20 protein-coding genes are annotated in these 26003 nt (G+C 45.0%); 15 read left to right on the plus strand and 5 right to left on the minus strand.

The genetic code is table 11. The features are described from left to right. Window positions 1-337 precede the first annotated feature (337 nt). From L6475_RS09200 to hemW, 3 genes are all read left to right on the plus strand, one after another. On the plus strand, window positions 338-2146 hold the full coding sequence (locus L6475_RS09200) for a hypothetical protein (protein WP_237819280.1): 1809 nt from the start codon (window positions 338-340) through the stop codon (window positions 2144-2146). Window positions 2147-2210: 64 nt separating this feature from the next. Next, window positions 2211-3854 carry a hypothetical protein gene (locus L6475_RS09205; protein ID WP_237819282.1) on the plus strand — a complete coding sequence of 548 codons (1644 nt, stop codon included), beginning with the start codon at window positions 2211-2213 and terminating at the stop codon, window positions 3852-3854. 215 nt (window positions 3855-4069) lie between these two features. Further along, complete coding sequence (hemW, locus tag L6475_RS09210) at window positions 4070-5206, plus strand: radical SAM family heme chaperone HemW (RefSeq protein ID WP_237819283.1); 1137 nt, start codon at window positions 4070-4072, stop codon at window positions 5204-5206. Window positions 5207-5284: 78 nt separating this feature from the next. Here the strand turns inward: hemW and L6475_RS09215 are convergent, their stop codons facing one another. Next, window positions 5285-6226 (minus strand): UDP-glucuronic acid decarboxylase family protein, encoded by a 942-nt coding sequence (locus tag L6475_RS09215; RefSeq protein ID WP_237819285.1) that lies wholly within the window; start codon window positions 6224-6226, stop codon window positions 5285-5287. A gap of 252 nt (window positions 6227-6478) precedes the next feature. Between L6475_RS09215 and L6475_RS09220 the strand changes: the two genes are divergently transcribed. The 10 genes from L6475_RS09220 (at window position 6479) to L6475_RS09265 (ending at window position 20401) form a co-directional block, all read left to right on the plus strand. Next, a complete protein-coding gene (locus L6475_RS09220; protein WP_237819287.1) occupies window positions 6479-8134 on the plus strand; it encodes an AMP-binding protein in 1656 nt (551 codons plus the stop codon). Window positions 8135-8137: 3 nt separating this feature from the next. Beyond that, on the plus strand, window positions 8138-9799 hold the full coding sequence (locus L6475_RS09225) for an AMP-binding protein (RefSeq protein WP_237819289.1): 1662 nt from the start codon (window positions 8138-8140) through the stop codon (window positions 9797-9799). A 113-nt stretch (window positions 9800-9912) separates the two neighbouring features. Then, on the plus strand, window positions 9913-10896 hold the full coding sequence (locus L6475_RS09230) for a Gfo/Idh/MocA family protein (RefSeq protein ID WP_237819291.1): 984 nt from the start codon (window positions 9913-9915) through the stop codon (window positions 10894-10896). Window positions 10897-10906: 10 nt separating this feature from the next. Then, entirely contained in the window at window positions 10907-12034 is a 1128-nt protein-coding gene (locus tag L6475_RS09235; RefSeq protein ID WP_237819293.1) for a DUF4421 domain-containing protein, read from the plus strand. After that, window positions 12031-12909, plus strand: coding sequence for an N-acetylmuramoyl-L-alanine amidase-like domain-containing protein (locus tag L6475_RS09240; protein WP_237819295.1), 879 nt, complete (start codon window positions 12031-12033; stop codon window positions 12907-12909). Before L6475_RS09235 ends, L6475_RS09240 begins: the two co-directional genes overlap by 4 nt. Before the next feature lie 14 nt (window positions 12910-12923). After that, entirely contained in the window at window positions 12924-13307 is a 384-nt protein-coding gene (locus L6475_RS09245; RefSeq protein WP_237819298.1) for a YkvA family protein, read from the plus strand. Window positions 13308-13478: 171 nt separating this feature from the next. Continuing rightward, window positions 13479-16052, plus strand: coding sequence for a DNA gyrase subunit A (gene gyrA, locus L6475_RS09250; RefSeq protein WP_237819300.1), 2574 nt, complete (start codon window positions 13479-13481; stop codon window positions 16050-16052). 25 nt (window positions 16053-16077) lie between these two features. Then, on the plus strand, window positions 16078-17319 hold the full coding sequence (locus tag L6475_RS09255) for a hypothetical protein (RefSeq protein ID WP_237819302.1): 1242 nt from the start codon (window positions 16078-16080) through the stop codon (window positions 17317-17319). Window positions 17320-17345: 26 nt separating this feature from the next. Then, window positions 17346-18536, plus strand: coding sequence for a hypothetical protein (locus L6475_RS09260; RefSeq protein ID WP_237819303.1), 1191 nt, complete (start codon window positions 17346-17348; stop codon window positions 18534-18536). Between the two features lie 119 nt (window positions 18537-18655). Continuing rightward, window positions 18656-20401 carry a phospho-sugar mutase gene (locus tag L6475_RS09265; RefSeq protein ID WP_237819305.1) on the plus strand — a complete coding sequence of 582 codons (1746 nt, stop codon included), beginning with the start codon at window positions 18656-18658 and terminating at the stop codon, window positions 20399-20401. 100 nt (window positions 20402-20501) lie between these two features. Here L6475_RS09265 and L6475_RS09270 read toward each other — a convergent pair whose 3' ends face one another. Together L6475_RS09270 and L6475_RS09275 are read right to left on the minus strand one after the other, a co-directional pair. Then, window positions 20502-20792 (minus strand): DciA family protein, encoded by a 291-nt coding sequence (locus tag L6475_RS09270; protein ID WP_237819307.1) that lies wholly within the window; start codon window positions 20790-20792, stop codon window positions 20502-20504. A gap of 65 nt (window positions 20793-20857) precedes the next feature. Beyond that, window positions 20858-21961 carry a DNA replication/repair protein RecF gene (locus L6475_RS09275; protein ID WP_237819309.1) on the minus strand — a complete coding sequence of 368 codons (1104 nt, stop codon included), beginning with the start codon at window positions 21959-21961 and terminating at the stop codon, window positions 20858-20860. A gap of 203 nt (window positions 21962-22164) precedes the next feature. On the opposite strand from L6475_RS09275, the gene L6475_RS09280 reads away from it, so the two are divergent. Together L6475_RS09280 and ribH are read left to right on the plus strand one after the other, a co-directional pair. Then, window positions 22165-22842: a tetratricopeptide repeat protein gene (locus tag L6475_RS09280; protein WP_237819311.1), complete on the plus strand. Its 678-nt coding sequence runs from the start codon at window positions 22165-22167 to the stop codon at window positions 22840-22842. Between the two features lie 41 nt (window positions 22843-22883). Continuing rightward, window positions 22884-23354 carry a 6,7-dimethyl-8-ribityllumazine synthase gene (ribH, locus tag L6475_RS09285; RefSeq protein WP_237819313.1) on the plus strand — a complete coding sequence of 157 codons (471 nt, stop codon included), beginning with the start codon at window positions 22884-22886 and terminating at the stop codon, window positions 23352-23354. A 102-nt stretch (window positions 23355-23456) separates the two neighbouring features. Here the strand turns inward: ribH and L6475_RS09290 are convergent, their stop codons facing one another. Then, window positions 23457-24059, minus strand: a complete 603-nt coding sequence (locus tag L6475_RS09290; RefSeq protein ID WP_237819314.1) for a Crp/Fnr family transcriptional regulator — start codon at window positions 24057-24059, stop codon at window positions 23457-23459. Window positions 24060-24133: 74 nt separating this feature from the next. Beyond that, window positions 24134-25915: a translation elongation factor 4 gene (gene lepA / locus L6475_RS09295; RefSeq protein ID WP_237819316.1), complete on the minus strand. Its 1782-nt coding sequence runs from the start codon at window positions 25913-25915 to the stop codon at window positions 24134-24136. Window positions 25916-26003 lie beyond the last annotated feature (88 nt).

Consider the following 26003-nt stretch of genomic DNA (forward strand, 5'->3'; position numbering starts at 1 on the left):
AAACTTGGAGAAGTTATTAATATCAAAAACAATAATATTAGTAATTTTAAAGAGACACTTTACCTAATTGATACAATTTCATCATCTTTCCCAGATTGTATGCAAGATATCATATTGACTGAAATATTATGCAGAAAGCATAAATTTGTAACTAATATATGGTATTTTGATAACAAAAACAAGCTATTTATCATTTTTTAACCACCGTTTATTAACAACGTAAGACACAAAAGCATACCTTTGCACCACGAAAAGACTTAACTCTTTTTCAGGATAGAAGAAAAAAATAATAAAAATTCATTTCATAACCCAAACCTCAAAAAATTAATCACCGTTTATGAGAAAAGCATTACTCATTGGGATGGCGTTGTTGATGCTGACACAAATGACCAACGCTAATGAAATTCCTTACAGTATTGGATCCGGTTTCTACGACTATGGTACAGGCCAAAGTCGAAACGAGACGTATGATGTGGCCCTTCGAATAGCCGACCCTACCCTCGTGGGCAGCAAGGTAAAAGGAGTACGCATCTATTTTACTTCGGCCCAGGGCATCACTAATGCCAAGGCATGGTTGTCAACAGCCCTTGAGGTGAAATCACAGAAGTTTACGGGTGCCGACATCGAGACCGTAGATTTCACTGCGGTCCAGGGATTCAACGAAGTGGCCTTTGCCCAGCCTTATACCATCACGGCTGACGGACTGTATGTGGGCTACTCGCTGACGGCAGAAAAGGATGTGGCCACCGAACCTATCAACGTGTCGTCAGTATTCAACGCCGACGGTTTTTACATTCACTCTTCTGGCAGCTATCGTACTGCGTGGCATTCTTTAGGCGAACAGATGGGCAGTCTGTCGATGGAAGTGATACTGGAGGGCGATTTCAGTGCTGATGCTGCCACAGCCATCAACATTCCGGAAGTAAATTCAAAGACGAATGCAACGAACAAGATTTCGTTCGATGTGCAGAACCAAGGCTTGAACGGTGTTCAGAACATAGACTACACCGTTGAAGTGAACGGTCAGAAGGTTGATTACCATGCCGACCTGAGCTATGCTCTTCCTGGTATCTACGGGCATAAGCAGAGTATTTCGGCCGAACTGCCCGTGATAACGGAGAAAGGAGCCTATGCCATCAACGTGACCATCCAGAAAGTGAACGGTCAGCCCAACGGAAGCAGCAATGCAACAGGAACAGGCAAGGCCAACTTCTACAACGTGCTGCCAGTGAAGCGCCCCGTATGCGAAGAGTACACCGGTCTGTGGTGCCAGTGGTGTCCACGCGGCTTTGTGGGTATGGAACTGATGGGCGAGAAATATGAGGACTTTGTAGGCATCTGCTTTCATAACGGCGACCCGATGGAGATTATACCTTCCAGCCAATATCCTATTGGTATCAGCGGATACCCATCGGCCGATGTGGACCGTATAGAGGTGATTGATCCAAACTTCGAGAGCCTGCAAACCTATTGGCTGTCACAGCGTGAGCAGTTTGCTCCACTGGCCGTTGACGTGGAGACCAGTCTTGAGGGTGACAACTTCAAAGTGAAGGCATTGGTGACTTCGCCATTGGATATAGACAACAACAAATATCTGCTGCAGTTTTTCCTCACTCAGGATGGCATGCAGCACAGCAACTGGCAGCAAACCAACGCCTATGCCGGCCGTAATGACTATAAAGACGGCTATATGGACTGGTTCTGCGAACAGGGTACTTATGTGAAAGGACTGGTGTTCAATGATGTAGCCATTTCATGGTCGGGCAGAACACCTATTGAGGGTTCACTGCCTGCTCACTTCAATGCAGATGTGGCTGAAAGCTATACTTATACCTTCGATTTGAACCAAGCCGTAACCACCTACTCTGCTGCTCCTGGTCAGTCGCTGGTTCAGGACAGAGAGAAACTGAAAGGCGTAGTACTGATTATCGACACCACCACGGGTCAGATCGTGAATGCCAACCAAGCCTTTGCCAACACCAGCACAGCTATTGAGCAACTGACCACGAGTAAGGAAGACGTGGTGGCCCACACTACCTACTATGACCTGCAGGGCCGCCGTGTAGAAAGTCCTCGCAGCGGCATGTTCGTCAAGGTTGAAACCCTTCGCAACGGCAAGCAGAAAGCTCGCAAAGTTGTATTCTAAAGAATACTATAGAGCATATTGATTTTCAACACAAATAAAAAACTTACAAAAAATCATTTCAATCATGAAGAAATTTACCTTATTATCAGTAGCATTACTGTGGGTAGCCAGCCACGCAGCTGGACAGTTTAAATCAACCTCGCTGGTACCACTTTTGCAGAAAGATGCTCTTGGACTGAACATCGCAGCCAAGACACCCGCAAAGGCTAAGGCCAAGGTGCCCAATGCGCCTATTCTCAACCGTCCGGAAGGAACGTATTACGAAGTTTTTGGTAAAATGAATTTGGTACAGAGTAATGGTGGTACGCCAGCTGTTTCCAGCTATTCAAATCTCTCAAGCGAGATCGTGGAAGGAAACGACGGGTTTGTCTATATCAAGAACCTGCCCAACCTACTTGGTGCTCAAAGCTATATCCAGGCTGAACGGGGAGAGAATGACACCATCACTATTAAAAAGCAGATAGCTTATCAGCAAAACGGAGTCGATTATTATACCACTTTGGCTAAGTGGGACAATGCAACAGGCACTGTGGTAGAGAAGCCCGACACAATCCTTAAAATGATTTACAAGGATGGTGTACTGAGGTCTATCGATGACGACCAGAAATATACTGGCGTGCTCATTGCCTACATCTACGGCAATGCCGATATGGGATGGACATTCGGTGGTGGCGAATACAATTTCGACTATCAGCGCAACACCGATACAAAGATTACCCTTCCTGAAGGTCTGACAACAGAGAGCTTTGTGATCAAAACTATTGATGGCAATACAATGGGTGATGCCTACGGACGCATAGACGTAGCCTTTACCGACAAAGAGGTGTACCTGAACGGATATGATGACGGCTATGCCGTGGGAACCATCGAAGGTGACAAGGTGACCTTTGAAAGTGGACAGTTCTTGGGCACCTACTACGGCTATCAGTTGTATTTCGTAGCAGCATACGTGGACAGTATCTATGACGAAAGCGGCAACTTTGTAAAACTGCAGGCTAAAAAATCTGACAAGATTGTGTTCGATTACGACAAAGAGGCACGCACCCTGAAGAGCGACAGCATTTTCCTGGTCAATGCAAGCAAAGAAGAGCTTATTGCTCTATCTCTGTACTGGGCTCCTCAAATCTATCCCTTCGTAGAAGTGGCTGCCGTTCCTGCCGATCCTAGTATCAGCACCTATGGTGAATACCTGGAGACTCCAGGCTACAACTACAACTACGCCATGTTCAGCCTCTATCCTACCGATGTCGATGGCAACTATATTGATGAAAACAAGTTGGCCTATAAGGCATTCATAGATGACGAGCTGTTCGTCTTCTCTCCCGAAGAGTACAGCGGACTGACAGAAGAGCTGGAGGAAGTTCCTGCCGGTTTTCGAAACGAAGGTGGACAGATTACTCCCTCATACTTCATGTTCTATTTCTATCCTGAAAAGAATGTAGGTATTCAGAGTATCTACTATGGTGGTGGCGAGCGCCATGCATCAAACATTGTGTTCAAGGATATCAAGACTGGTGAAGTGACGGTTGTTCCCGACACTGAGGATCCTGCCGGCATTCACTCTTCGATGACCGATCAGACTGTGACAGGCATCAGCTATGCAGACCTCTCAGGTAGAAAGGTCAATGCCAACAGCCGCGGCATGGTACTGATGACTTTGAAGCGTGCCGACGGAACCCAGAAGACTGTAAAAGTGATTAAGAAATAAAGAAAAAGATTCAACCATTTCATTCAGGAGTGCCCCCACAAGGGGCACTTTTTCTTTGCTACTCACTTGCGGAAAATAGTAAACAAATTTGCATTTTCACTCGCTTAATCGTACCTCTGAGCTGTCGCTCGAAGGTACTCACGCTTGGAAAACCGCAAATATTTTTGCATTTTCACTCGCTTAATCGTACCTTTGCAGCAAAATAATATGAGATTATGGCTGGACTGTACATACATATTCCTTTCTGCAAAAGCCGCTGCATATACTGCGGTTTCTATTCTACCACTCACGAAGAGTTGAAACAAAGATATGTAGAGGCAGTATGCAAGGAAATGGAATCTTTCACACCAACCTTCTCTACGCCCAAAGATAACAGGATAGAAACAATCTATCTGGGGGGCGGTACACCCAGTCAGCTGTCTGCCGAACAGTTGAATCAGCTCTTTATATATATTAATAAGGTATATGGACTGGAACATGCGAAAGAGATCACCATGGAGTGCAATCCCGATGACCTTACAGAAGAGTATGTTGAGCGTTTGGTTCAACTCCCCATCAACCGCATTTCCATGGGCGTGCAGACATTCAGCAACGAACGACTCCAATTTCTGCATCGCCGGCATACTGCCGAACAAATACCCGTAGCCGTGGAACGACTGAGAAAAGCAGGTATCAACAATATTAGTATAGACCTGATGTATGGTTTCCCTGGCGAGAGCCTCAACGACTGGCACTACGACATACAGCAGGCATTGGCGCTCGACGTTGAACACCTGTCGGCCTACTGCCTCATGATAGAAGAAGGCACCCCACTCTACAAACAGTATCTGAAGAATACGGAAAAGTTTACTGTTGACGAGGAACTGGAGCGTCAGATGTACAACGACCTCATAGACCGACTGGAAGCCGCCGGCTATGAGCACTACGAAATAAGCAACTTTGCAAAACCGGGCTATCGTTCACGCCACAACAGCAGCTATTGGAACCAGACGCCCTACATAGGACTCGGTGCTGCAGCCCATAGTTACAACGGAAAGGACTGCAGACGGTGGAACATTGATCACATCAAGACTTACATAGAAGGCATAGAAAAAGGAGAACAGGTCTATGAGCAAGAACCCATTGACGATGATACTCGCTACAACGACATCGTGATGACTGCCTTGCGCACCCGTGACGGTATCTGTCTTTCCCAACTTACAACAGCACAACAGTCCTATTGCATGAAAGAAGCCAAGCGATTTCTGGATGACGGCTTGCTGGAACTTGTTGCCGGACATCTGCGGATAACAAGAAAAGGGCTATTTGTGAGCAATATGATCATGAGCGAACTGATGATAGTAAATGAATAACCAAAAAACAGGAAAATCAATAAAAAAGCAATGGCCAGAGTCTTCAGGACTCTGGCCATTGCATATTCTTTAAAGATATTAGCGAATATCGAGTTTGGTTCGGAAATAATCAATAATTTGATCAAGACCCTCGTCGAGTTTTACTTTCGGTTCCCAACCTAACTCTGTCTTTGCCTTCGTAATGTCGGGACGACGCATCTTAGGATCATCACTGGGAAGAGGCTTGAACACCAGCTTACTCTTTCCGCCAACCTTCTTCAGTACCAGTTCTGCCAGTTCGAGCATGGTGAACTCACCTGGATTGCCAAGATTGACAGGACCAGTGAAATCATCGCCAGTAGCCATCACGCGTGTCATACCATCAATAAGGTCGCTGACATACTGGAATGAACGAGTCTGCTGTCCATCACCATAAATGGTAATATCCTCACCCTTCAAGGCCTGAACCACAAAATTGGAAACCACACGACCATCGTTGATAGCCATACGCGGACCATAGGTATTGAAAATACGGATAATCTTGATGCGAACATGATGCAAACGGTGGTAGTCGAAGAACAATGCCTCGGCACAACGCTTACCCTCGTCATAGCAAGAACGCTCACCATGAGGATTCACATTGCCCCAATAGGTTTCGGGCTGTGGATGAACATTGGGATCGCCATATACCTCGCTGGTAGATGCCTGAAGAATCTTACAATGAGTGCGACGAGCCAGACCCAGCATGTGGAAAGCACCGAAGACAGAAGTCTTGGTGGTCTGAATGGGATCGTGCTGATAGTAGATGGGAGATGCCGGACATGCCAGATTATAAATCTCATCAACCTCAGCCCAGTAAGGATTAACTACATCGTGGCGCACCAATTCGAAATTAGGCTTGCCAATGAGATGCCATACGTTCTCTTTAGAGCCACTATAGAAATTGTCCAAACAAATGACATCATGCCCCTCATTGACCAATCTCTCACAAAGATGGGAGCCAATGAAGCCTGCTCCACCCGTAACCAATATTCGTTTCATTGTTTTATGCTTTAGTTTTTTTTTGATTTTGCAAAAGTAAAACATTTTTTCATATTTCACAAAACAAATACTAATAAATCTATTATTGAAATAAAAAAAAAGACTCTCCTAAAACACACTAATATTATTCTATATTCCTATATTTTGTCAAAAATAAAAAAATATGGCATGTTAATACAAAAAATGTGCACAAAAAATTTGCGGATGTGCAGGAAAGAAATTACCTTTGCACAAATTTTTGATTTCTGTGCAATGGAAACCGGTTCAAGTTTTAACGAATATATCAAAACAGCCATCCTTAAGAATTGGGATGCTGACGCATTAACCGACTATCAAGGGCAGACTCTTCAATACCACGATGTGGCAAGAAAGATAGAGAAACTGCACATTCTGTTTGAGAATTGTGGTATGCAGAAAGGCGACAAAATAGCCATCTGCGGACGCAACTCGGCTCATTGGGCTGTAACATTCCTGGCCACACTGACCTATGGTGCTGTGGCAGTACCTATACTTCATGAATTCAACGCTGAGCAGATTCACAATATCGTGAACCACTCGGAGTCTCGATTGTTATTTGTCGGCGATTATGTAGCCAAGGAGATAACGCCCAGCGAAATGCCTCATCTTGAGGGAATCGTAAACATTCCCGATTTTTCACTGATGGAATCGAGGTCGGAATCGCTCACGTACGCACGCGAACATTTAAATTATATGTTCGGTCAGAAATATCCCAAGAACTTCCGCAAGGAGCACATTAACTATCATGAGGATTCACCCCATGAGTTAGCACTTATTAATTACACCAGTGGCACTACCGGTTTCTCGAAAGGTGTAATGCTGCCCTATCGCGGACTATGGGGTAATGTAGATTTCTGTCTGAAGCGCCTGGGAGAGTTTATCCCATCAGGTTCACCCGTGCTTGATATTCTGCCGATGGCTCACATGTACGGTCTTTCTATCGAGTTCCTGTTTGGTTTCTGCAACGGAAGCCACCTGTTCTTCTTGAACCGTTTGCCATCGCCCACCCTTATTGCTAAGGCCTTCACTGATATTCAGCCGGCCATTGTGATTTCGGTTCCGTTGATTATCGAGAAGATTATTCGCAAGAAAGTATTCCCAATCATTCAAAGCAACCGCATGAGACTGCTTCTTTCAATGCCTGTCATTTCGAAAAAGGTGAAAGAGAAAATCTGCGAACAGGTGTATGCAGCATTTGGCGGAAAAGCTTATGAGGTGATTGTGGGTGGAGCTCCATTGTCGAAAGAGGTGGAACAGTTCCTCATGTCTATAGGATTCCCCATCACAGTAGGATATGGTGCCACTGAGTGTTCGCCACTGATAAGCTATCGTGACTATCACGAATTTGTGAGCGGATCGTGCGGAAAAGCTATCGACCACATGGAGGTATGCATAGCCAGCAACGACCCACGCAACATACCTGGTGAGATTCTGGCACGAGGCACTAATGTAATGTTGGGCTACTACAAGAATGAAGAAGCCACCAAAGAGGCTCTTGACGAAGACGGATGGTACCACACAGGCGACCTAGGCACAATGGATTCAGATGGAAACATCTTTATCCGTGGCCGCATCAAGAATATGCTACTGGGTGCCAATGGTCAGAACATATACCCCGAGGAAATCGAGGACAAGCTGAACTCAATGCCTATGATTGCTGAGAGCGTGGTGGTTCAGGATGGTGAGAAACTGGTGGCATTGGTGTACCCCGACCAAGATGAGTTGATGAATTTCACCCATGAGGAGCTGGAAAGCATCATGGAGCAGAATCGTCACGACATCAACGAGCAGTTGCCTGCCTATAGTCGTATCACATCAATAAAGTTGCACAACGAGGAGTTTGCGAAGACTCCAAAGAAGAGCATCAAAAGATACCTTTATCAAGCTTAAACTATGGAAAAGATACCAAGTTTTAATGAGTTGATTGAACAGAGCGTCATCAATAACTGGGACGCTAATGCACTGACCGACTATAAAGGCCAAACTTTACAATACCACGATGTAGCCCGCAAGATAGAGAAGTTGCACATTCTGTTTGAGAATTCAGGCATTCAGAAAGGCGACAAAATTGCTTTATGCGGAAGAAACAGCAGTCAGTGGGCTGCCGCTTTCCTGGCTACTCTGACATACGGCGCCGTTGCTGTGCCTATCCTTCATGAGTTTATGGCCGACCAGATTCACAATATTGTGAACCATTCTGACGCTCGCATCCTTTTTGTAGGTGATCACGTTGGCACTATTATTGACCCACAGCAGATGCCACATTTGGAAGGCATCATCAGTAATACCGACTACTCGCTTATAGTGAGTCGCACAGACAAACTGACTTATGCCCGCGAACATCTAAACGAACTGTACGGAAAGAAATACCCCAAATACTTCCGCAAAGAGCACGTGAGCTATTATCACGAGCAAAGTCCTGACGAGCTTGCCCTTATCAACTACACCAGCGGTACAACAGGTTTTTCAAAGGGCGTAATGATTCCTTATCGCGCTCTGTGGTCGAACTATGACTTTGCCTGTGACGTATTGGGCAAGACTGTGGAGAAGGGCGACAACGTCATTTCTATCCTGCCAATGGCTCACATGTATGGCATGGCCTTTGAGTTTATCTACGAGTTCCTGCACGGATGTCATGTGTACTACCTGAACCGTACGCCATCGCCAGCTATCATTGCACAGGCCTTTGCCGATATCAAGCCGAAGATTATCATTGCCGTACCACTGGTGATTGAGAAAATCATCCGCAAGAAGGTATTCCCCAAAATACAGAACAACCGCATGCGACTCCTGTTGGGCATGCCAGTCATATCCAAGAAGGTGCGCGAGATGATTTGTCAGGAGGTGATAAAAGCCTTCGGTGGCAAGATCTACGAAGTAATTATTGGCGGAGCTGCTTTCAATCAGGAAGTGGAACAATTCCTTCATCGCATGAACTTCCCATACACCGTGGGCTATGGTGCTACGGAATGTGCGCCGATTATCTGTTATTCAGACTGGCACACCTTTGCTCCCGGCTCATGTGGACGCGCTGTGCTGCACATGGAGGTAAAAATAGACTCCAACGATCCTGCTAAAGTTCCCGGGGAGATTCTGGCACGTGGACTGAACGTGATGTTAGGCTACTACAAGAACGACGAGGCAACAAAACAGACCATCGACAAGGATGGATGGTACCACACTGGAGACTTGGGCACCATGGATGCCGAAGGCAACGTATTCATCAACGGCCGTTGCAAGAACATGCTTTTGGGTGCTAATGGCCAGAATATCTATCCTGAAGAGATTGAAGACAAGCTCAATTCCATGCCAATGGTAGTAGAAAGCATTGTAGTACAGCGTGAGAACAAGCTGGTGGCACTGGTTCATCCAGACTTAGATGAAGCTCGCAGCATGAACTTCTCGGAAAAAGACATTGAGAACATCATGGAACAGAATCGCAACACGCTGAATCAGCAGCTGCCTGCCTACGAGAAGATATCGGAAGTTGAGATTTTCCAAGAAGAATTCGAAAAAACGCCAAAGAAGAGCATTAAGAGATACATGTATAATTAGGAGTTAAATATAATTAACCATTTAGAAAAAAAATACAACTCCTCACTCTTAACTCCCAACTCTTTTGTACCTTTGCATCGTGTATAACATTGATGCAAAGGTATATTTTTTGAATGAAAATCGTTAAATGGGGTTTTATAGGCTGTGGTGAGGTGACCGAGAAGAAAAGCGGTCCTGCCTTCGCTGAAGTGGAAGGTTCGAGTGTAGTTGCTGTGATGAGCCGTTCAGAAGAAAAGGCACGTCACTATGCAGAACGCCACAATATACCAAGATGGTACACAGATGCCCAGGAACTCATTGACGATCCAGAAGTGAATGCAATTTACGTGGCTACTCCCCCATCCAGTCATGCAACCTTTGCCATCATGGCCATGAAAGCCGGAAAACCTGTATATGTAGAGAAGCCACTGGCTGCCAGCTATGATGAATGTGCACGTGTGAACCGTATCAGCGAGCAAACGGGTGTTCCTTGTTTCGTGGCATATTACCGCAGATATCTACCCTACTTCCAGAAGGTAAAGGAAATTGTGAACCAAGGCATCATTGGTGAGGTGATAAACGTGCAGGTACGTTTTGCCGTTCCTCCACGCGAACTTGACTATGCTCATGCAGAGAATCTGCCCTGGCGACTCCAGCCCGACATTGCCGGAGGCGGATATTTCTACGACTTAGCTCCCCACCAGCTGGACCTGCTACAGGAAATGTTCGGTATCATTCTCGATGCCAGGGGAATCTGCGCCAACCGCGGTCATATCTATACAGCTGAAGACTCTGTGAGCGCTATTTTCCGTTTTGAGAACGGACTCCCAGGCTCTGGGTCGTGGTGCTTTGTGGCTCATGAATCGGCTCGTGAAGACAGTATCCAACTCATCGGTAATCTTGGATCATTGCGCTTTTCAGTATTTGACTACGAGCCCATTATTCTGCACACCAGCGAAGGTACTCAGACAATCAACGTTCCCAATCCGCCCTATGTGCAGTATCCTCTCATCAAAAACGTTATCGAACATATTCAGGGATTGGCTGTATGCTCTTGTACCAGCGTATCGGCAACACCTGTAAACTGGGCTATGGACCGTATTCTTGGTAAATTCTGAACTGAAAGAAATGAAAGTTGTATTACAAGCATTTATTTCACTCAGTCTGATACTGTTGCCACTTTCGGCCAAGTCGCAAGAACCAGCATACGAGTCTATTGAAGACACAACAGCACTTATACAGGAAGAACAACCAAAGAAAATAGGACTGATAAGACGTATCATCAGAGGATTTGACCGTTTGGACACGGCCTATATAGAACCTCAACACTACCTATTCACAGTAATGCTGCAGGGCACCTATACCTACGACTATTACACACTGAGAAGTGGTATCCGCGATGGCCAGTCAATCAGCTTTGCCAACGACGGCATGGTGAAATTAGGACCATACGTAGGATGGAAATGGTTTTTCGGCGGTTATGCCTTCACACTGGGCCATAGTACTTACGACAAGACGAAGACCGAGATAGACCTGAGTCTGTACAGTTCGCAAATAGGCATTGACCTGTTTTACAGACGAACGGGAAGCGACTACAAACTGCGCAATGTGCACATAAAAGACCAAGACCAGCATCAACGTTTTGAAGACCTACCTTTCGACGGACTGAAAGTGGGTGTTGCAGGAGCCGATCTCTACTACATCTTCAACCATGGGCATTTCTCCTACCCTGCCGCCTTTGCTCAAAGCACTTGCCAGAAAATCAGTTGCGGATCATGGTTGGCGGGAATAGGATTCACTCACAACTCGCTTGATTTCGACTACGATAAGTTGCAGAAGTTGCTTGACGAACATATACCTGAGCAGGAAGTGAAGCTTGACTCCGGATTCATGTTTAAGAAGGCAGAATATTATAACATCGGTATCTCTGGCGGATATGCCTACAACTGGGTGTTTGCAAAGAACTGGTTGCTCAGCGGAAGCGGACAGGTGGCTGTGGCCTACAAGCAGAGTAAGGGAAAGACCGAAGAAAAAGGTGAGGAACAACGGTTCTCACTGACTAAGATAAGTCCCTACTTTATCGGCCGATTCGGTTTGGTGTATAACAACACGAAGTGGTATGCAGGACTCAGTGCCATTGTTCATTCCAATTACTACTTGGAATCGCGTTTTGCCACGAATAACACGTTTGGCAGCATGAATCTGTATGTGGGCTACAACTTCGGACTGAAAAAGAAATATAAAGATAAGAAATGAAACTATTACTACTGATACTGACCTCACTTTTCTGTACTGGAGCTTTCGCACAGGAAGCACCTCAGACATCAATATCTTTACAGCAAAGGTTACAGCAGGTAAAGTACAATTCCTCGGACAGTGCGGAAATAGTTTCATTGCTAAAAGACGGAAAGTCATCGACCCTCTATTTTGCCAACTATTTTATCGGGCGCCCTTATGTGGCTCATACCCTTGAGGGGAACGATCCAGAGCAACTGGTGGTGAACACACGTCAGTTGGACTGCACTACGTTTACAGAAACGGTTGTAGCTCTCACCCTATGTGTTATAAACGGGAAACATACTTTTGCCGATTACTGTGAGGTTCTTCAAAAACTGCGTTACCGTCAGGGCATTATAGACGGATATTCCTCGCGTATTCACTATTTTAGTGATTGGATAGAAGACAACACGAAAATGGGATTTGTCAATGAAAAGCAAAAGTATGTTGCGCCTTTTACAGCTATACAGCAATTAAAGCTCAACTACATGAGTCTTCACCCCAACGCCTACGACGCCTTGAAAGCTCACCCCGAATATATAAAGGAGATTGCAAAACAAGAACATGCCATGACAGGAAAGCACTACCGCTACATTCCCAAAAATCAGGTGAAGAATACCGCCGCACTACGTGCTGTTGTGAAAGACGGTGACATCATAGCCATTACCAGCAAAAAAAAGGGATTGGATATTGCCCATCTTGGCTTTGCAGTATGGAAGAACGATGGACTTCATCTGCTGAACGCTTCACAGATACACAAGAAAGTGGTGCTTGAGCCAATGACCATGGGACAATACCTTTCGAAGCACCCCTCACACACAGGAATTAGAATTATCAGAATCAATCAAAACTAAAAAACAAGAAGAATATGGAATTACCCGATTTTATGAGTTATGCCAACAAATTCTCGCAGAACGACTTTGTTGAGAAAATTTCTCGCGTAGCTAAGCGTGCCGGTAGTAAACTGGTCTATGCAGCTCTCATCCTTTATTATACCTTGCAGAGCGACAAGATAAACGTAAAGGACAAAGCTATCATCATCGGTGCATTAGGATACCTGATCAGTCCGCTCGACGTGATCCCTGATGCCATTCCCATTGTAGGTCTGACAGACGATCTGGCTGTACTCATATACGTATTAAAAAAGGTATGGTCGGACATTGATCCTGAGGTACAGGAACGCGCCAAGACAAAACTCGCAGACTGGTTTGACGAGGACGAGATCAGCGAGATTGGACACTTGTTTGAATAGTGCCAAATTCAGGCGCATCCTGCAATACTTTAAAATTGCTTAAATACTTTTGTTTCTCGCAAAAAAAATATTACTTTTGTATGCTGAAACAAAAGCAGGAAAACGCGTCAGCGGGGCTAAAAATGGCCTTAAACGCAATTTCCTTCTCAAAACAACAAACTAAAATTTATAATGGATCAGACGTTCGACAACGACAGAATTCTTAAAATCAACATTGAGGAAGAAATGAAGTCATCATACATCGACTATTCAATGTCGGTGATTGTGGCTCGTGCCCTTCCTGATGTTCGTGATGGATTTAAGCCTGTACATCGCCGTATTCTATATGGCATGATGGGCATTGGAAATACAAGCGACAAGCCGCACAAGAAGTGCGCACGTGTGGTAGGTGAAGTATTAGGTAAGTATCACCCCCACGGCGACTCATCAGTTTATGGTGCCCTGGTTCGCATGGGACAGGAATGGAACATGCGATACACATTGGTAGATGGACAAGGAAACTTTGGTTCTGTCGACGGTGACTCTCCTGCCGCCATGCGTTATACCGAGTGCCGCCTGTCAAAGATGGGTGAACACATCATGGACGACCTGGAGAAGGATACCGTGGATATGGATCCTAACTTCGACAACACTTTGGTGGAGCCCAGCGTGATGCCTACCAAAGTTCCTAACCTCCTGGTGAATGGCGGTAATGGTATTGCCGTAGGTATGGCAACCAACATGCCAACCCACAATCTGGGTGAGGTGATTGACGGTTGCTGTGCATTCATTGACAACCCCGATATAGACACCGAAGGTCTGATGCAGTATATCCCAGGTCCTGACTTCCCCACAGGTGCTTACATCTATGGTTTGCAGGGCGTGAAAGATGCCTATGAGACAGGTCGTGGCCGAATTGTTATGCGGGCGAAAGCTGAGATTGAAAGTGGCGAGCAGCACGACAAGATCGTAGTAACAGAGATTCCTTACGGTGTAAACAAAGCTGATTTGGTGGCTTATATTGCCGATCTTGCCACACAGCACAAGATTGAGGGAATTTCGAATGTAAACGACGAATCCGGCCGTCAGGGTATGCGTATCGTAGTAGATTGCAAACGCGACGCTAATGCGAACGTAATCCTGAACAAGCTGTTCAAGATGACAGCACTGCAAAGTTCGTTCTCTGTGAACAACATTGCCCTGGTGCCCATTAAGACAGGAGACGGTACTCGTCTGCGCCCACGCTTGTTGAGTCTGCGCGACTGTATCCGCTACTTCATTGACCACCGTCACGAGGTGACCATCCGTCGCACACAATACGACCTGAAGAAAGCCCAGGAGCGTGCCCACATTTTGGAAGGCTTGATCATTGCCGTAAACAATATTGACGAGGTTGTTCACATCATCCGCCAGTCGGCTACTCCTACCGATGCCCAGCGCAACCTGGAGAAACGCTTCGAACTGGATGAGCTTCAGTCAAAGGCTATCGTTGACATGCGTCTGAGCCAGTTGACGGGTCTGCGTGTGGACCAGTTGCATCAGGAGTACGACGACTTGATGAAGCTGATTGCTGATTTGGAAGAGATTCTAAACAATCCCGAGCGTTGCAAACAGGTGATGAAAGATGACCTGAACGAAGTTAAAGAGAAATACGGCGATGAGCGCAAGACAGAGATCATTCCATTTGACCATGAGTTCAACGCTGAAGATTTCTATCCAGACGATCCTGTTGTAATCACCATCAGCCACATGGGCTACATCAAGCGCACGCCGCTTTCTGAATTCCATGAGCAGGCTCGTGGCGGTGTAGGTGCTAAGGCTGCACGCCATCGTGATAACGACTTCACAGAATACATCTATCCTGCCACAATGCATAACACGCTATTGTTCTTCACCCAGAAGGGCCGCTGCTACTGGCAGAAGTGTTATGAAATTCCTGAAGGCGACAAGAACTCGAAGGGCCGTGCTATCCAGAACATGCTGAACATTGAGCCAGACGATGCTATCAATGCCGTACTGCGCATCAAGAACTTCAACGACGAGGAATTCCTGAACAGCCATTACGTAGTATTCGCTACCAAACAGGGTATTGTTAAGAAGACTTGTCTGAATCAGTATAAGAATGTGCGTGCTGCCGGTGTGATTGCCATCAATATCAATGAGGGCGACCAGGTGGTAGGCGTACGTCTGACGAATGGCAGCAACGAGATTGTATTGGCTAACCGAAATGGTCGTGCAGTACGCTTCAACGAAGACCAGATCCGTACTATGGGTCGTGTTTCTACAGGTGTTATCGGCATGCGCGTCGATGAAGGTGACGACGAGGTGGTAGGCATGGTTTGCGTGAACGATCCTCAGACAGAAACAATCATGGTAGTATCAGAAAATGGTTACGGAAAACGTACCGATATTGAAGACTACCGTAAGACGAATCGTGGCACTAAGGGCGTGAAGACCTTGGCCATCACCGAGAAGACCGGCCGTCTGGTAGCCATCAAGGTTGTGACCGACGAGAACGACCTCATGATTATCAACAAGAGTGGTATTCTGATTCGTCTGAAGGTTGCTGACGTACGCGTTATGGGACGTGCAACACAGGGTGTTCGCCTCATCAACCTGACAAAGAAGAACGACACAATTGCTTCTGTGTGCAAGGTGATGAGTTCAACCGATGAGGATATCGAGGCTGAAGAAATTGAAACAGAAGTTTCAGAGGATTCAGAAAACACTGTAGCCCCTGAGACACCCGAGAACAACGAACAATAATTGTTTAACCAAAATGAATACAAACATGAAAAAAATGATGATGATGGCCTTAATGGCAGCAGCTGCCACAACGGCCTTCGGACAGGACATTCTGGTAAAGGATGCTAAGAAATTGATGGGCAAGGGAGAATTTGACCAGGCCGCCCAGACCTTGGCTCCCGCATTGACCTCTAACGAGACTACTGACAAGGAAGCCGCATGGAACCTCCAGAGTGAGATTATGCACGGTAAATACTCAGAAATACAGAAAAAAGAAATGGAAAGCGTAGTAAACAAGGCCGCTTTCGATACACTTGGCATGCACACTGCAGCATTGGCTGCTTGGGATGCCGTTCTGAAATGTGATGAGTTCGACCAGTTGCCTGATGCAAAAGGAAAGGTGAAACTGAAGTACCGCTCAGCCGCCCAGACCAAGTATAAGACTTTTGGTGTAGCACTGGTTCAGGCTGGTCAGTATTTTTATCAGAACCGTAAGGACAATGATAATGCCCTTAAAGCATGGAAGAGTTATCTGGAAATGAAGGAATCTTCTATCTTTAAGGATGTGAAAGACTTCCCCAAAGATCCTTTCTACTATGATATTGCCTACTATGCTGCTATTCTGGCATACCAGATGCATAATTATCCAGAGGCTGTGAAGTTTGCTCAGGTAACTGCTGAGGATCCATCAAAGGCAGGCGAGGCTATGGAGATTCTGCTGTTCTCCAAGAAAGAATCAATGAAAACCAAGGAGGACTCAGTAGCCTACGTTAACATGCTGAAAGACCTGCATAAACAGGAACCTTCAGAGGAGCGCTATTTCAACCTGCTGATGGAATACTATACCCGTGCAAACAATATGCCTGCCATGATGGCTTGGGCTGAAGAGGAAATTGCCATGAACGCTCAGAACAAAATGGCTTGGGCCCTCAAAGGTGAGGTAGAAATGAACCAGAGCAAGTGGGATGCAGCTGTAGAGTCATACAAGAAGGCTATTGAAATTGATCCTGAATTTGTTCAGTGCGTGTTCAATGCTGGCGTTTGTCTGAACTCAAAGGCTATCACCTTGAAAGACGAGCTGGCCGACAAGAACACTGGCGGTTTGAAGAAAGCTGATGCCGACAAGGTGAAAGCTGTGCTGGCCGAGGCATTGACATTCATGGAGCGCGCTCGTGAACTCGACCCAACAGCCGAGAAAGTGAAGTGGGCTTATCCTCTCTATCAGATCTACTATGCTCTTGACAACAAGGCCAAGGCAGACGAGATGGAAAAACTCATCAATCAGTAAAAAAGTAGAATTATTATAGACTTTAAATGACAAAGCAACTAACAACTGCTTTGCTACTCATACTACTGATAACACCGTGTCTGACCAACGCTCAGAAGAAAGAGCTCAGTCAGGCACGGTCTATCATTAAGAGTGGCAACGACTATGGAAGAGCCGAAGAACTGATGAAAGGCCTTCTGAAAGATTCAACCAACAAGGATAACGAAAAGATTTATTTGCTTTGGTTTGAGGCCGTACGTGGTCAATACAATCAGGCAAATGAACGGCTGTACTTGAAACAGAATCAGGATACCGCAGCTTTTTTCAATTTGAACCGTCGAATGTTCACCATCTTAGAGACACTTGACTCTATTGATATGCGCCCAGACAAAAAAGGACGTGTAGATATAGAATACCGACAAAAGCATGCAGAAATTCTGAATGTCTATCGGCCAAACCTGTTTAATGCCGGTACATTCCACCTTCGTAAAGGTGAGTATCAAACGGCATACGAATATTTTGAGCAATACATTGATTGTGACAACCAGCCTCTGTTTACAGGTCGTGACTATCTACACAAAGACAATAAAATGAAGGAGGCCGCATATTGGGCTACCTATGCTGCCTACAAGATGAATGATGCCGTACTCACACTGCGCCATCGCCACATGGCTCTCAACGATTCAGCCAAGGCAAACTTCACCCTGCAGTACATTGCTGAAGCCCGGCGTTGGCTTAACGACAAAGAACTATATGTCAAAGCATTAGAAGAAGGATTCAACCGCTATCCCACATTCAGTTATTTCTTTCCAAGACTCATAGATGCGTATAGCCAAGAAGGTGAACTGGAGAAAGCGCTCCAGGTAACAGATAAGGCTATTGAAGCTTGTGATACGTGTAGTTTGTACTACTTTGCAAAATCGACGATCTTGCTCCGCTTAGGACGTTATCAGGACTGCATTGATGTATGTAAACGACTACTCTCATTCTGCCCAGAATTGGCAGAAGTATATTTTAATGCAGGCACGTCTTACATCAACCTTGCTCTTGAGTTGAACGAACGAAAGGATAAGAAAAAGATTCGCCAATTATATCAGGAGGCTCTCCCTTATATGGAACAATACCGCCGATTGGCACCAAAAGAATTGGAAAAATGGGGATCTCCGCTTTATCGTATCTATTTCAACCTGAATATGGGCAAGCAATTTGACGAGATAGACCGATTGTTGAAACAGTAGGCATGCCTGTTAAAAAACAAAAAAACAGGAATTATGACAACAGTTATTCAGCAATAATTCGTATCTTTGTGTACAATATGAACATATAATATCAAAACATATTTAATTCTATAACAATTATGGAAAATAACGAACTTATTGCCAAATGTGAGGCGATTGCCAAACAATGGCTTACTCCTGCTTTCGACGAGGAGACTCGTAAGGAAGTACAGGCCATGTTAGACAATGAGGACAAGACTGCCCTTATTGATGCTTTCTACCAAAATCTGGAGTTTGGCACAGGCGGTCTGCGCGGCATCATGGGTGCTGGAACCAACCGCATGAACAAATACATTGTAGGTATGGCCACCCAAGGTTTTGCAAACTACATCAACAAAGCTTTCCCTAACATTCAGCCAAGTGTTGTAGTGGGACACGATTGCCGTAATAATGGACGTATGTTTGCCGAGACCGTTGCTGACATTTTCTCTGCTAATGGCATCAAGGTGTACCTTTTTGAGAGTCTGCGCCCTACCCCAGAGATTTCGTTTGCTATTCGTCAGTTAGGTTGTCAGGCCGGCGTAAATGTTACCGCTTCTCACAATCCTCGTGAATACAATGGCTACAAAGCATATTGGGACGACGGTGCCCAGGTATTGGCTCCACACGACAAAGGCATCATTGACGAAGTGAATAAGGTCAAGATCGAAGATGTGAAGTTCGAAGGCAACAAGGAACTTATTGACATCATCGGTGGCGAGATGGACTGGGACTACCTACAGGCTGTTAAAGAAGCAATGGTTGACCAGGAGGTTATTCTGCGCCAGAAGGATCTGAACATCGTTTACTCTCCTATGCATGGAACTGGCCGTGTAATTATTCCTGAGGCTCTCCGCTCATGGGGATTCCAGAATATACATGTTGTGCCTGAACAGATGGTTATAGACGGAAACTTCCCCACTGTGGTAAGCCCTAACCCTGAGAATGCAGAGGCTATGACCCTTGGCATGAAACTGGGTACACGCCTGAATGCCGACCTTGTTATAGCATCTGACCCAGATGCCGACCGCCTGGCTATCGTTTGCCGCAATGCAAAGGGTGAATGGGAAATTCTGAATGGTAACCAAACCTGCATGATGTTCTGCTGGTATATCATTGCCAACAAGAAGAAGCTTGGTCAGTTGAAGGGCAACGAGTTCCTTGTAAAGACTATCGTTACTACCGAGGTTATTGCTGAGATTGCAAAGAAAAACGGTGTAGAACTGCGCGACTGCTATACAGGCTTCAAGTGGATTGCCAATGAGATCCGTATCTCTGAAGGTAAGCAGAAATATATTGGTGGCGGTGAGGAGAGCTTTGGATTCCTGCCATTCGACAAGGTTCGTGACAAGGACTCCCCTGCTTCTATCTGCTTGATTTGTGAGATTGCAGCATGGGCTAAGGACAACGGTATGACTCTTTACGATTTGCTGTTGAACATCTACAAGGAGTACGGTTTCAGCTATGAGCATACCATCAATGTTGTTCGTCCTGGCAAGACTGGCGCTGACGAGATCAAACAGATGATGGTTGATTTCCGTGGTAATAAGGCTCCGAAGACCATTGCTGGTAGCAAGATTATTTGCACCAAGGACTTCCAAGCTCTGACAGCTACTGATGGAGAAGGAAACGTGTCTAAACTTGACATGCCTGACACTTCCAACGTACTTCAGTGGTTCTGTGAAGATGGCACGAAGGTAAGCGTACGTCCTAGCGGTACTGAGCCCAAAATTAAGTTCTATACTGAAGTTAAGGGACTGCTGAAAAATGCTGAAGACTATCCCGCTTGTGTAGCTGAAGCCAAGAAGAAAGTGGAAGCTATCAAACAGAGTCTTGGTCTTGAATAAGATTTGTTTATTCAAGAAAAAGAGATATTATCACAAAAAAGATGCCCCCGAAAGCTAGGAAGCTTTCGGGGGTATATTATTATTGACTAGGCCAAAAGAATCAATTAAACTTGATATCGGTAATTACTTGGGCCCCCACGTATTCGTTGAGTTTTTGGACAAATTCCATTCTACGCATGCTAAGGTCCTGACGAAGAGCAGGTACACTGATTCGCACGAAGAGAGTCTGATTATAAATAGTCACTCCTGTAGTATAGCGAGCAATCACTTCACCTGCTACCTTTGGCCACGATTCTACAAGCCGTTTCTGAAGCAAAGGAGTCTCCAGACCTTGCATACGCAGGTTTTTCATAATCAAGTCCTTAATGGACTGCACATCACGTCTAAACATTATTATTAGTTTTTCTACTCAACAAAAAGTGACTCATCACATAAAAACTATACCTGTAAAGGCTCCTAACTCTTAACCTCTCCATCTTCTACATGAAAGAGCCGATAGTCGAAATGTCCCTGTTGCAAGATTTGGTCAAGGTGATCTCGGTTCGTATCAGTAATAAAAATCTGTCCAAAGCCATCACCAGACACAAGTTGAACTATTTTCTCTACACGAGTAGCATCAAGTTTATCGAAAATATCATCGAGAAGCAGTAATGGCATTGTCTTTGTGCCTGTTTGTTTAAGAAATGCGAACTGTGCCAACTTCAAAGCTATTACAAATGTCTTCTGTTGACCTTGCGAGCCCTCACGCCGCATAGGATGACCATCGAGAAGTATCTCGAGATCGTCGCGATGAACCCCATGCAACGAGTAACCTACTACGCGGTCTTTCATACGGTCACGACGAATCACATCAAGAAGAGGGCCACGCTGACAATGGGACTGATAACTGAGAGAAACTTGTTCTTTATTGCCAGAAATAATAGTATAGTACTGCTGGAACAAAGGAACCAACTGCTCTACTAAATCATTTCGCTGACGATAGATTGCTTCACCTTCCACGGCCATCTGCTCTTCCAGAATTCCCAACACCTCTGGGTCTGGTTCTGCATCTTCCATCTTTAGCATCGTATTACGCTGCTGTAAAGCCTTGTTGTAACGATTCAGCGTATCTATATACGAACGATCGAACTGCGAGATAACCACATCCATCAATCGACGACGCTCTTCACTGCCTCCTTCAATCAACAAAGTGTCGGCAGGCGCAATCATTACAATGGGAATCAATCCTATATGCTCTGATAAACGGCGATAAGCCTTCTTGTCACGTTTGAACTGCTTCTTTGTACCACGCTTCATTCCACAATAAATTGAAATTGCTTGGTCATCAGCATTTTCCACGTAGTCTCCCTCCAACACAAAGAATGGTTCCTCATGCTTTATCACCTGTGAGTCCTGTGCCGTATATGCTGAACGACAAAACGACAAGAAATAAATTGCATCGAGCACATTCGTCTTTCCTGCACCATTATGTCCAATAAAACAATTGAACTTGGCCGACAACTGAAGGGTTGCCTCAGCTATATTCTTATAATTCAGTATAGAGAGTCTGTCGAGTATCATCAAGCGCGATAATTTTTCTGCAAAGGTACGATTATGCAAGAACAAAACAAAGATTTTAAATAGGAAAAACAAAAAAAGTAGACAATAAATTTCATTATATGCGATAAATTAAGTAATTTTGCGGCGCAAAAGTGTGTTTTTTCCACTCTGATAAAGCACATTTAAGTAGCATGAAAAGATAAAACTAAAAACATTAATTAATAATGGCAGAAAAAACTAATAATCAGGCTGCTCCTTCTATGGAGGAGTCATTGAACAAGAGCGAGGCATTGTTCCTCCAGTACAAGAACGCTATCATTGGCTGTGTTGCAGCTATCGTAGTAATCGTAGGTGGCATTATTTGTTACAAAACCTACATTTCTGAACCCAACGAACAAAAGGCAAGCATAGCCCTTGCAAAATGCCAAGAGAATTTCCAGAACGGAAGCTATGAATTGGCTTTGAACGGCGACAGCCTGGGCAATGTAGGTTTCCTTCAGATTGCCAGCGAGTACAGTTCAACAGATGCAGGCAACTTGGCAAACCTCTATGCAGGACTTTGCTATGCCAATCTTGACAACTGGCAGGACGCAGCAACCTTCCTTGAGAAGTTTGACGGTGCTGACGACAAGATGATTTCACCTGCTGCTCTTGGTGCTTTAGGCAATGCTTATGCACACCTTGACCAGTTGGATAAAGCAGTAAGCACACTGGTTAAGGCTGCCGAAAAAGCCGATAACAATTCACTCTCTCCAACCTTCCTCATCCAAGCCGGACAGATTTTGGAGAAACAGGATAAGAAGGCCGAGGCTCTGAAATTGTACAAACAAGTAAAAGAGAAGTACTTCCAGTCAATGCAGTATCAGAACATTGACGAATACATTGAGCGTGTTTCTGAGTAATCGATACTCGAACCAATCGATTAAAAGAAATTCTATAAAGAATGGCTACTAAGAATCTCTCAGAATATAATACGGCTACAGTACCTGATGCTTCAAACATGATCTTCGGTATTGTGGTTGCCGAATGGAATCCTGAAATCACAGGTGCACTGCTTGAGGGGTGTGTAAACACTCTTGAAAAGCACGGTGCATTGCCCGAAAACATTCATGTAAAGACTGTACCCGGTTCATTTGAACTCATCTACGGAGCACGCCAGATGACCTTAAACGATGGCTATGACGCCGTGATTGTGTTGGGTAGTGTGATTCGTGGCGAGACTCCTCATTTCGACTATATCTGTCAGGGAGTTACAGAAGGTATAGCACGTCTGAATGCCACCAATAATATTCCTGTGGTTTACGGTCTTCTGACCACCAATGATTTTCAACAGGCCAAAGACCGCGCAGGCGGCCGTTTAGGAAACAAAGGTGATGAATGTGCCGTAGTAGCCATTAAAATGGCAAAGTTCTAATTACAGAACCATCAAAAAGGACAACTATAATGAAAATGGCGAGGTCTCAATTGAGCACCTCGCCATTTTTATTGTAGTTTCTAATAATATACTTTCTGGATTCTATTTTCCCTCCATAATCGATGCAGTACGCACGCGACTCAGCGTTTCTGGCGTCATTTGCAGATAGCTGGCTATGTAAACCAACGGTGCACGAAGAACGAGCTGTGGAGATGATTTTACCAACTTCTGATAACGATCTTGAGCGCTTTCAAAACGCAACATATCAGCACGCTGCTGACTAATAATGAGCGACTCTTCCAGAATTTTACGGAACAGGATCTGAATGTTTACGCTTTTCATAGCTACAGCCTCCAATTCAGCCTTCGGCAAAGCATAGATAAGCGTGGGTTCAAGTGCCTGAATAATCTGCGTAGAGGGTTTTTCCTTGAACAGACTTTCAATACTCATTACTATTGTATTCTCAACGGCCATATACTCCGTCAGGTCTTTGTTGTTCTTATAATAGTATTGGCGAACCAGACCTTTCACAATCCAATAGATATTCTGACAGGTTTCACCTTCGCTAAGAATTTTCTCTCCTTTAGCAAACTTCTTAGGCACCATCACACTCTCCAGCATATCCAACTCGTCATGGGTCATGGTGCTGTATCTTCTGGCCAGTTCGCGGGCCACGTCTCTTCTCGTTAAACTTAGGTTTGGCATAATTCAGCTACTATAATTAAAAAAATGTGGTTAGAGTTCTGTTGTCAGTATTTGTTTTACCACTCTAGGGGGAATTAATCCAGTTTGAGGACAGCGAGGAAAGCTTTCTGAGGCACTTCCACATTACCTATCTGCTTCATGCGCTTTTTGCCTCGTTTCTGTTTCTCCAGCAATTTACGCTTTCGGCTCACGTCACCGCCATAACACTTGGCCAGCACATCCTTTCTCACCTGTTTCACCGTTTCACGGGCAATAATTTTGGCGCCTATGGCAGCCTGAATGGCGATATCAAACTGCTGTCTTGGAATAAGTTCTTTCAGTTTTTCACACATTCGACGACCAAAGGTCACCGCATTGTCCTGATGGGTCAGCGTAGAGAGTGCATCGACGGGTTCACCATTCAAGAGTATATCAAGCTTGATGAGTTTCGATGGACGAAACGAATCAATATGATAGTCAAACGAAGCATATCCTTTCGAAATACTCTTCAGTTTATCATAAAAGTCAATAACAATCTCACCTAAAGGCAACATAAAGTGCAGTTCCACGCGGTTACCGCTTACATATTGTTGATCTATCAACTCGCCACGCTTATCCAAACAGAGTGTCATAATGGGGCCAATATAGTCGGCCGCGGTAATGATGCTAGCACGAATGTATGGTTCTTCAATATGATCGATCATCACCGTATCGGGCATACCCGATGGGTTGTGCACCTCTTTTACCTCGCCTTGTTTGGTGTAACACATATAGGTTACGTTAGGAACGGTGGTAATTACATCCATATTAAATTCACGATCCAATCGTTCCTGAACAATCTCCATGTGCAACAATCCAAGGAATCCGCAACGGAATCCAAAGCCAAGAGCTATTGAAGTCTCTGGCATGAACGTGAGTGAAGCATCATTCAATTGAAGTTTCTCAAGCGAAGCACGCAAGTTTTCATAGTCTGTAGGATCAATAGGATAGACACCGGCAAATACCATTGGCTTCACTTCCTGAAAACCCTCAATAGCCTTTTCGCAAGGCTGAGCCACATGTGTAATAGTATCGCCAACCTTTACTTCCTTGGCATCCTTAATACCGCTGATAATATAACCTACTTCGCCCGTTCCCAATTCTTTGCGAGGAATCATGTCCATCTTCAGGACACCCACCTCATCGGCCTCATATTCCATACCAGTGTTGAAGAACTTCACTTTATCTCCTTTGGCAATTTTGCCGTTCAACACTTTAAAGTAAGCAATAATACCACGGAATGAATTGAACACCGAGTCGAAAATCAAAGCTTGAAGCGGTTCATCGGGATTGCCAACGGGAGCTGGAATACGATCCACTACTGCATCCAAAATATCCTCCACGCCCTCGCCTGTTTTACCACTGGCTCGCAGAATTTCTTCGCGTTTACAACCTATAAGGTCGATGATTTCATCCTCAACCTCATCAGGCATTGCTGAAGGCATGTCGATTTTATTGATAACGGGTATGATTTCCAGATTGTTGTCGATAGCCATATAAAGGTTAGAGATGGTCTGTGCTTGAACGCCCTGTGTGGCATCAACCACAAGAAGAGCGCCCTCACAGGCAGCAATAGAACGACTCACCTCGTAGCTAAAATCCACGTGGCCTGGAGTATCAATAAGATTCAGGATATATTTCTGTCCGTCCTTCTCATATTCCATTTGTATGGCATGGCTTTTGATTGTTATACCACGTTCACGCTCCAAATCCATATCATCAAGCATCTGTCCTTCAGTAACTTGAATGGTCTTTGTACGTTCCAACAAACGGTCGGCCAAGGTCGATTTACCGTGGTCGATATGGGCAATAATACAGAAATTTCTTATATTGTTCATGAACAATTTTGCGCTATTGTAGTGCAAATTTACAAAAAAAGGTGCAACCTCACTCCCTTTTTAGCTTTTTTTATGTACATTTGCAACA

The organism is Prevotella sp. E9-3, assembly GCF_022024015.1.
In the GTDB taxonomy this organism is placed as follows: domain Bacteria; phylum Bacteroidota; class Bacteroidia; order Bacteroidales; family Bacteroidaceae; genus Prevotella.

Coding starts and splice junctions, on each gene's coding strand:
- L6475_RS09200 (WP_237819280.1), top strand. CDS start 338: ATGAGAAAAGCATTACTCATTGGGATGGCGTTGTTGATGCTGACACAA.
- L6475_RS09205 (WP_237819282.1), top strand. CDS start 2,211: ATGAAGAAATTTACCTTATTATCAGTAGCATTACTGTGGGTAGCCAGC.
- hemW (WP_237819283.1), top strand. CDS start 4,070: ATGGCTGGACTGTACATACATATTCCTTTCTGCAAAAGCCGCTGCATA.
- L6475_RS09215 (WP_237819285.1), bottom strand. CDS start 6,226: ATGAAACGAATATTGGTTACGGGTGGAGCAGGCTTCATTGGCTCCCAT.
- L6475_RS09220 (WP_237819287.1), top strand. CDS start 6,479: ATGGAAACCGGTTCAAGTTTTAACGAATATATCAAAACAGCCATCCTT.
- L6475_RS09225 (WP_237819289.1), top strand. CDS start 8,138: ATGGAAAAGATACCAAGTTTTAATGAGTTGATTGAACAGAGCGTCATC.
- L6475_RS09230 (WP_237819291.1), top strand. CDS start 9,913: ATGAAAATCGTTAAATGGGGTTTTATAGGCTGTGGTGAGGTGACCGAG.
- L6475_RS09235 (WP_237819293.1), top strand. CDS start 10,907: ATGAAAGTTGTATTACAAGCATTTATTTCACTCAGTCTGATACTGTTG.
- L6475_RS09240 (WP_237819295.1), top strand. CDS start 12,031: ATGAAACTATTACTACTGATACTGACCTCACTTTTCTGTACTGGAGCT.
- L6475_RS09245 (WP_237819298.1), top strand. CDS start 12,924: ATGGAATTACCCGATTTTATGAGTTATGCCAACAAATTCTCGCAGAAC.
- gyrA (WP_237819300.1), top strand. CDS start 13,479: ATGGATCAGACGTTCGACAACGACAGAATTCTTAAAATCAACATTGAG.
- L6475_RS09255 (WP_237819302.1), top strand. CDS start 16,078: ATGAAAAAAATGATGATGATGGCCTTAATGGCAGCAGCTGCCACAACG.
- L6475_RS09260 (WP_237819303.1), top strand. CDS start 17,346: ATGACAAAGCAACTAACAACTGCTTTGCTACTCATACTACTGATAACA.
- L6475_RS09265 (WP_237819305.1), top strand. CDS start 18,656: ATGGAAAATAACGAACTTATTGCCAAATGTGAGGCGATTGCCAAACAA.
- L6475_RS09270 (WP_237819307.1), bottom strand. CDS start 20,792: ATGTTTAGACGTGATGTGCAGTCCATTAAGGACTTGATTATGAAAAAC.
- L6475_RS09275 (WP_237819309.1), bottom strand. CDS start 21,961: ATGATACTCGACAGACTCTCTATACTGAATTATAAGAATATAGCTGAG.
- L6475_RS09280 (WP_237819311.1), top strand. CDS start 22,165: ATGGCAGAAAAAACTAATAATCAGGCTGCTCCTTCTATGGAGGAGTCA.
- ribH (WP_237819313.1), top strand. CDS start 22,884: ATGGCTACTAAGAATCTCTCAGAATATAATACGGCTACAGTACCTGAT.
- L6475_RS09290 (WP_237819314.1), bottom strand. CDS start 24,059: ATGCCAAACCTAAGTTTAACGAGAAGAGACGTGGCCCGCGAACTGGCC.
- lepA (WP_237819316.1), bottom strand. CDS start 25,915: ATGAACAATATAAGAAATTTCTGTATTATTGCCCATATCGACCACGGT.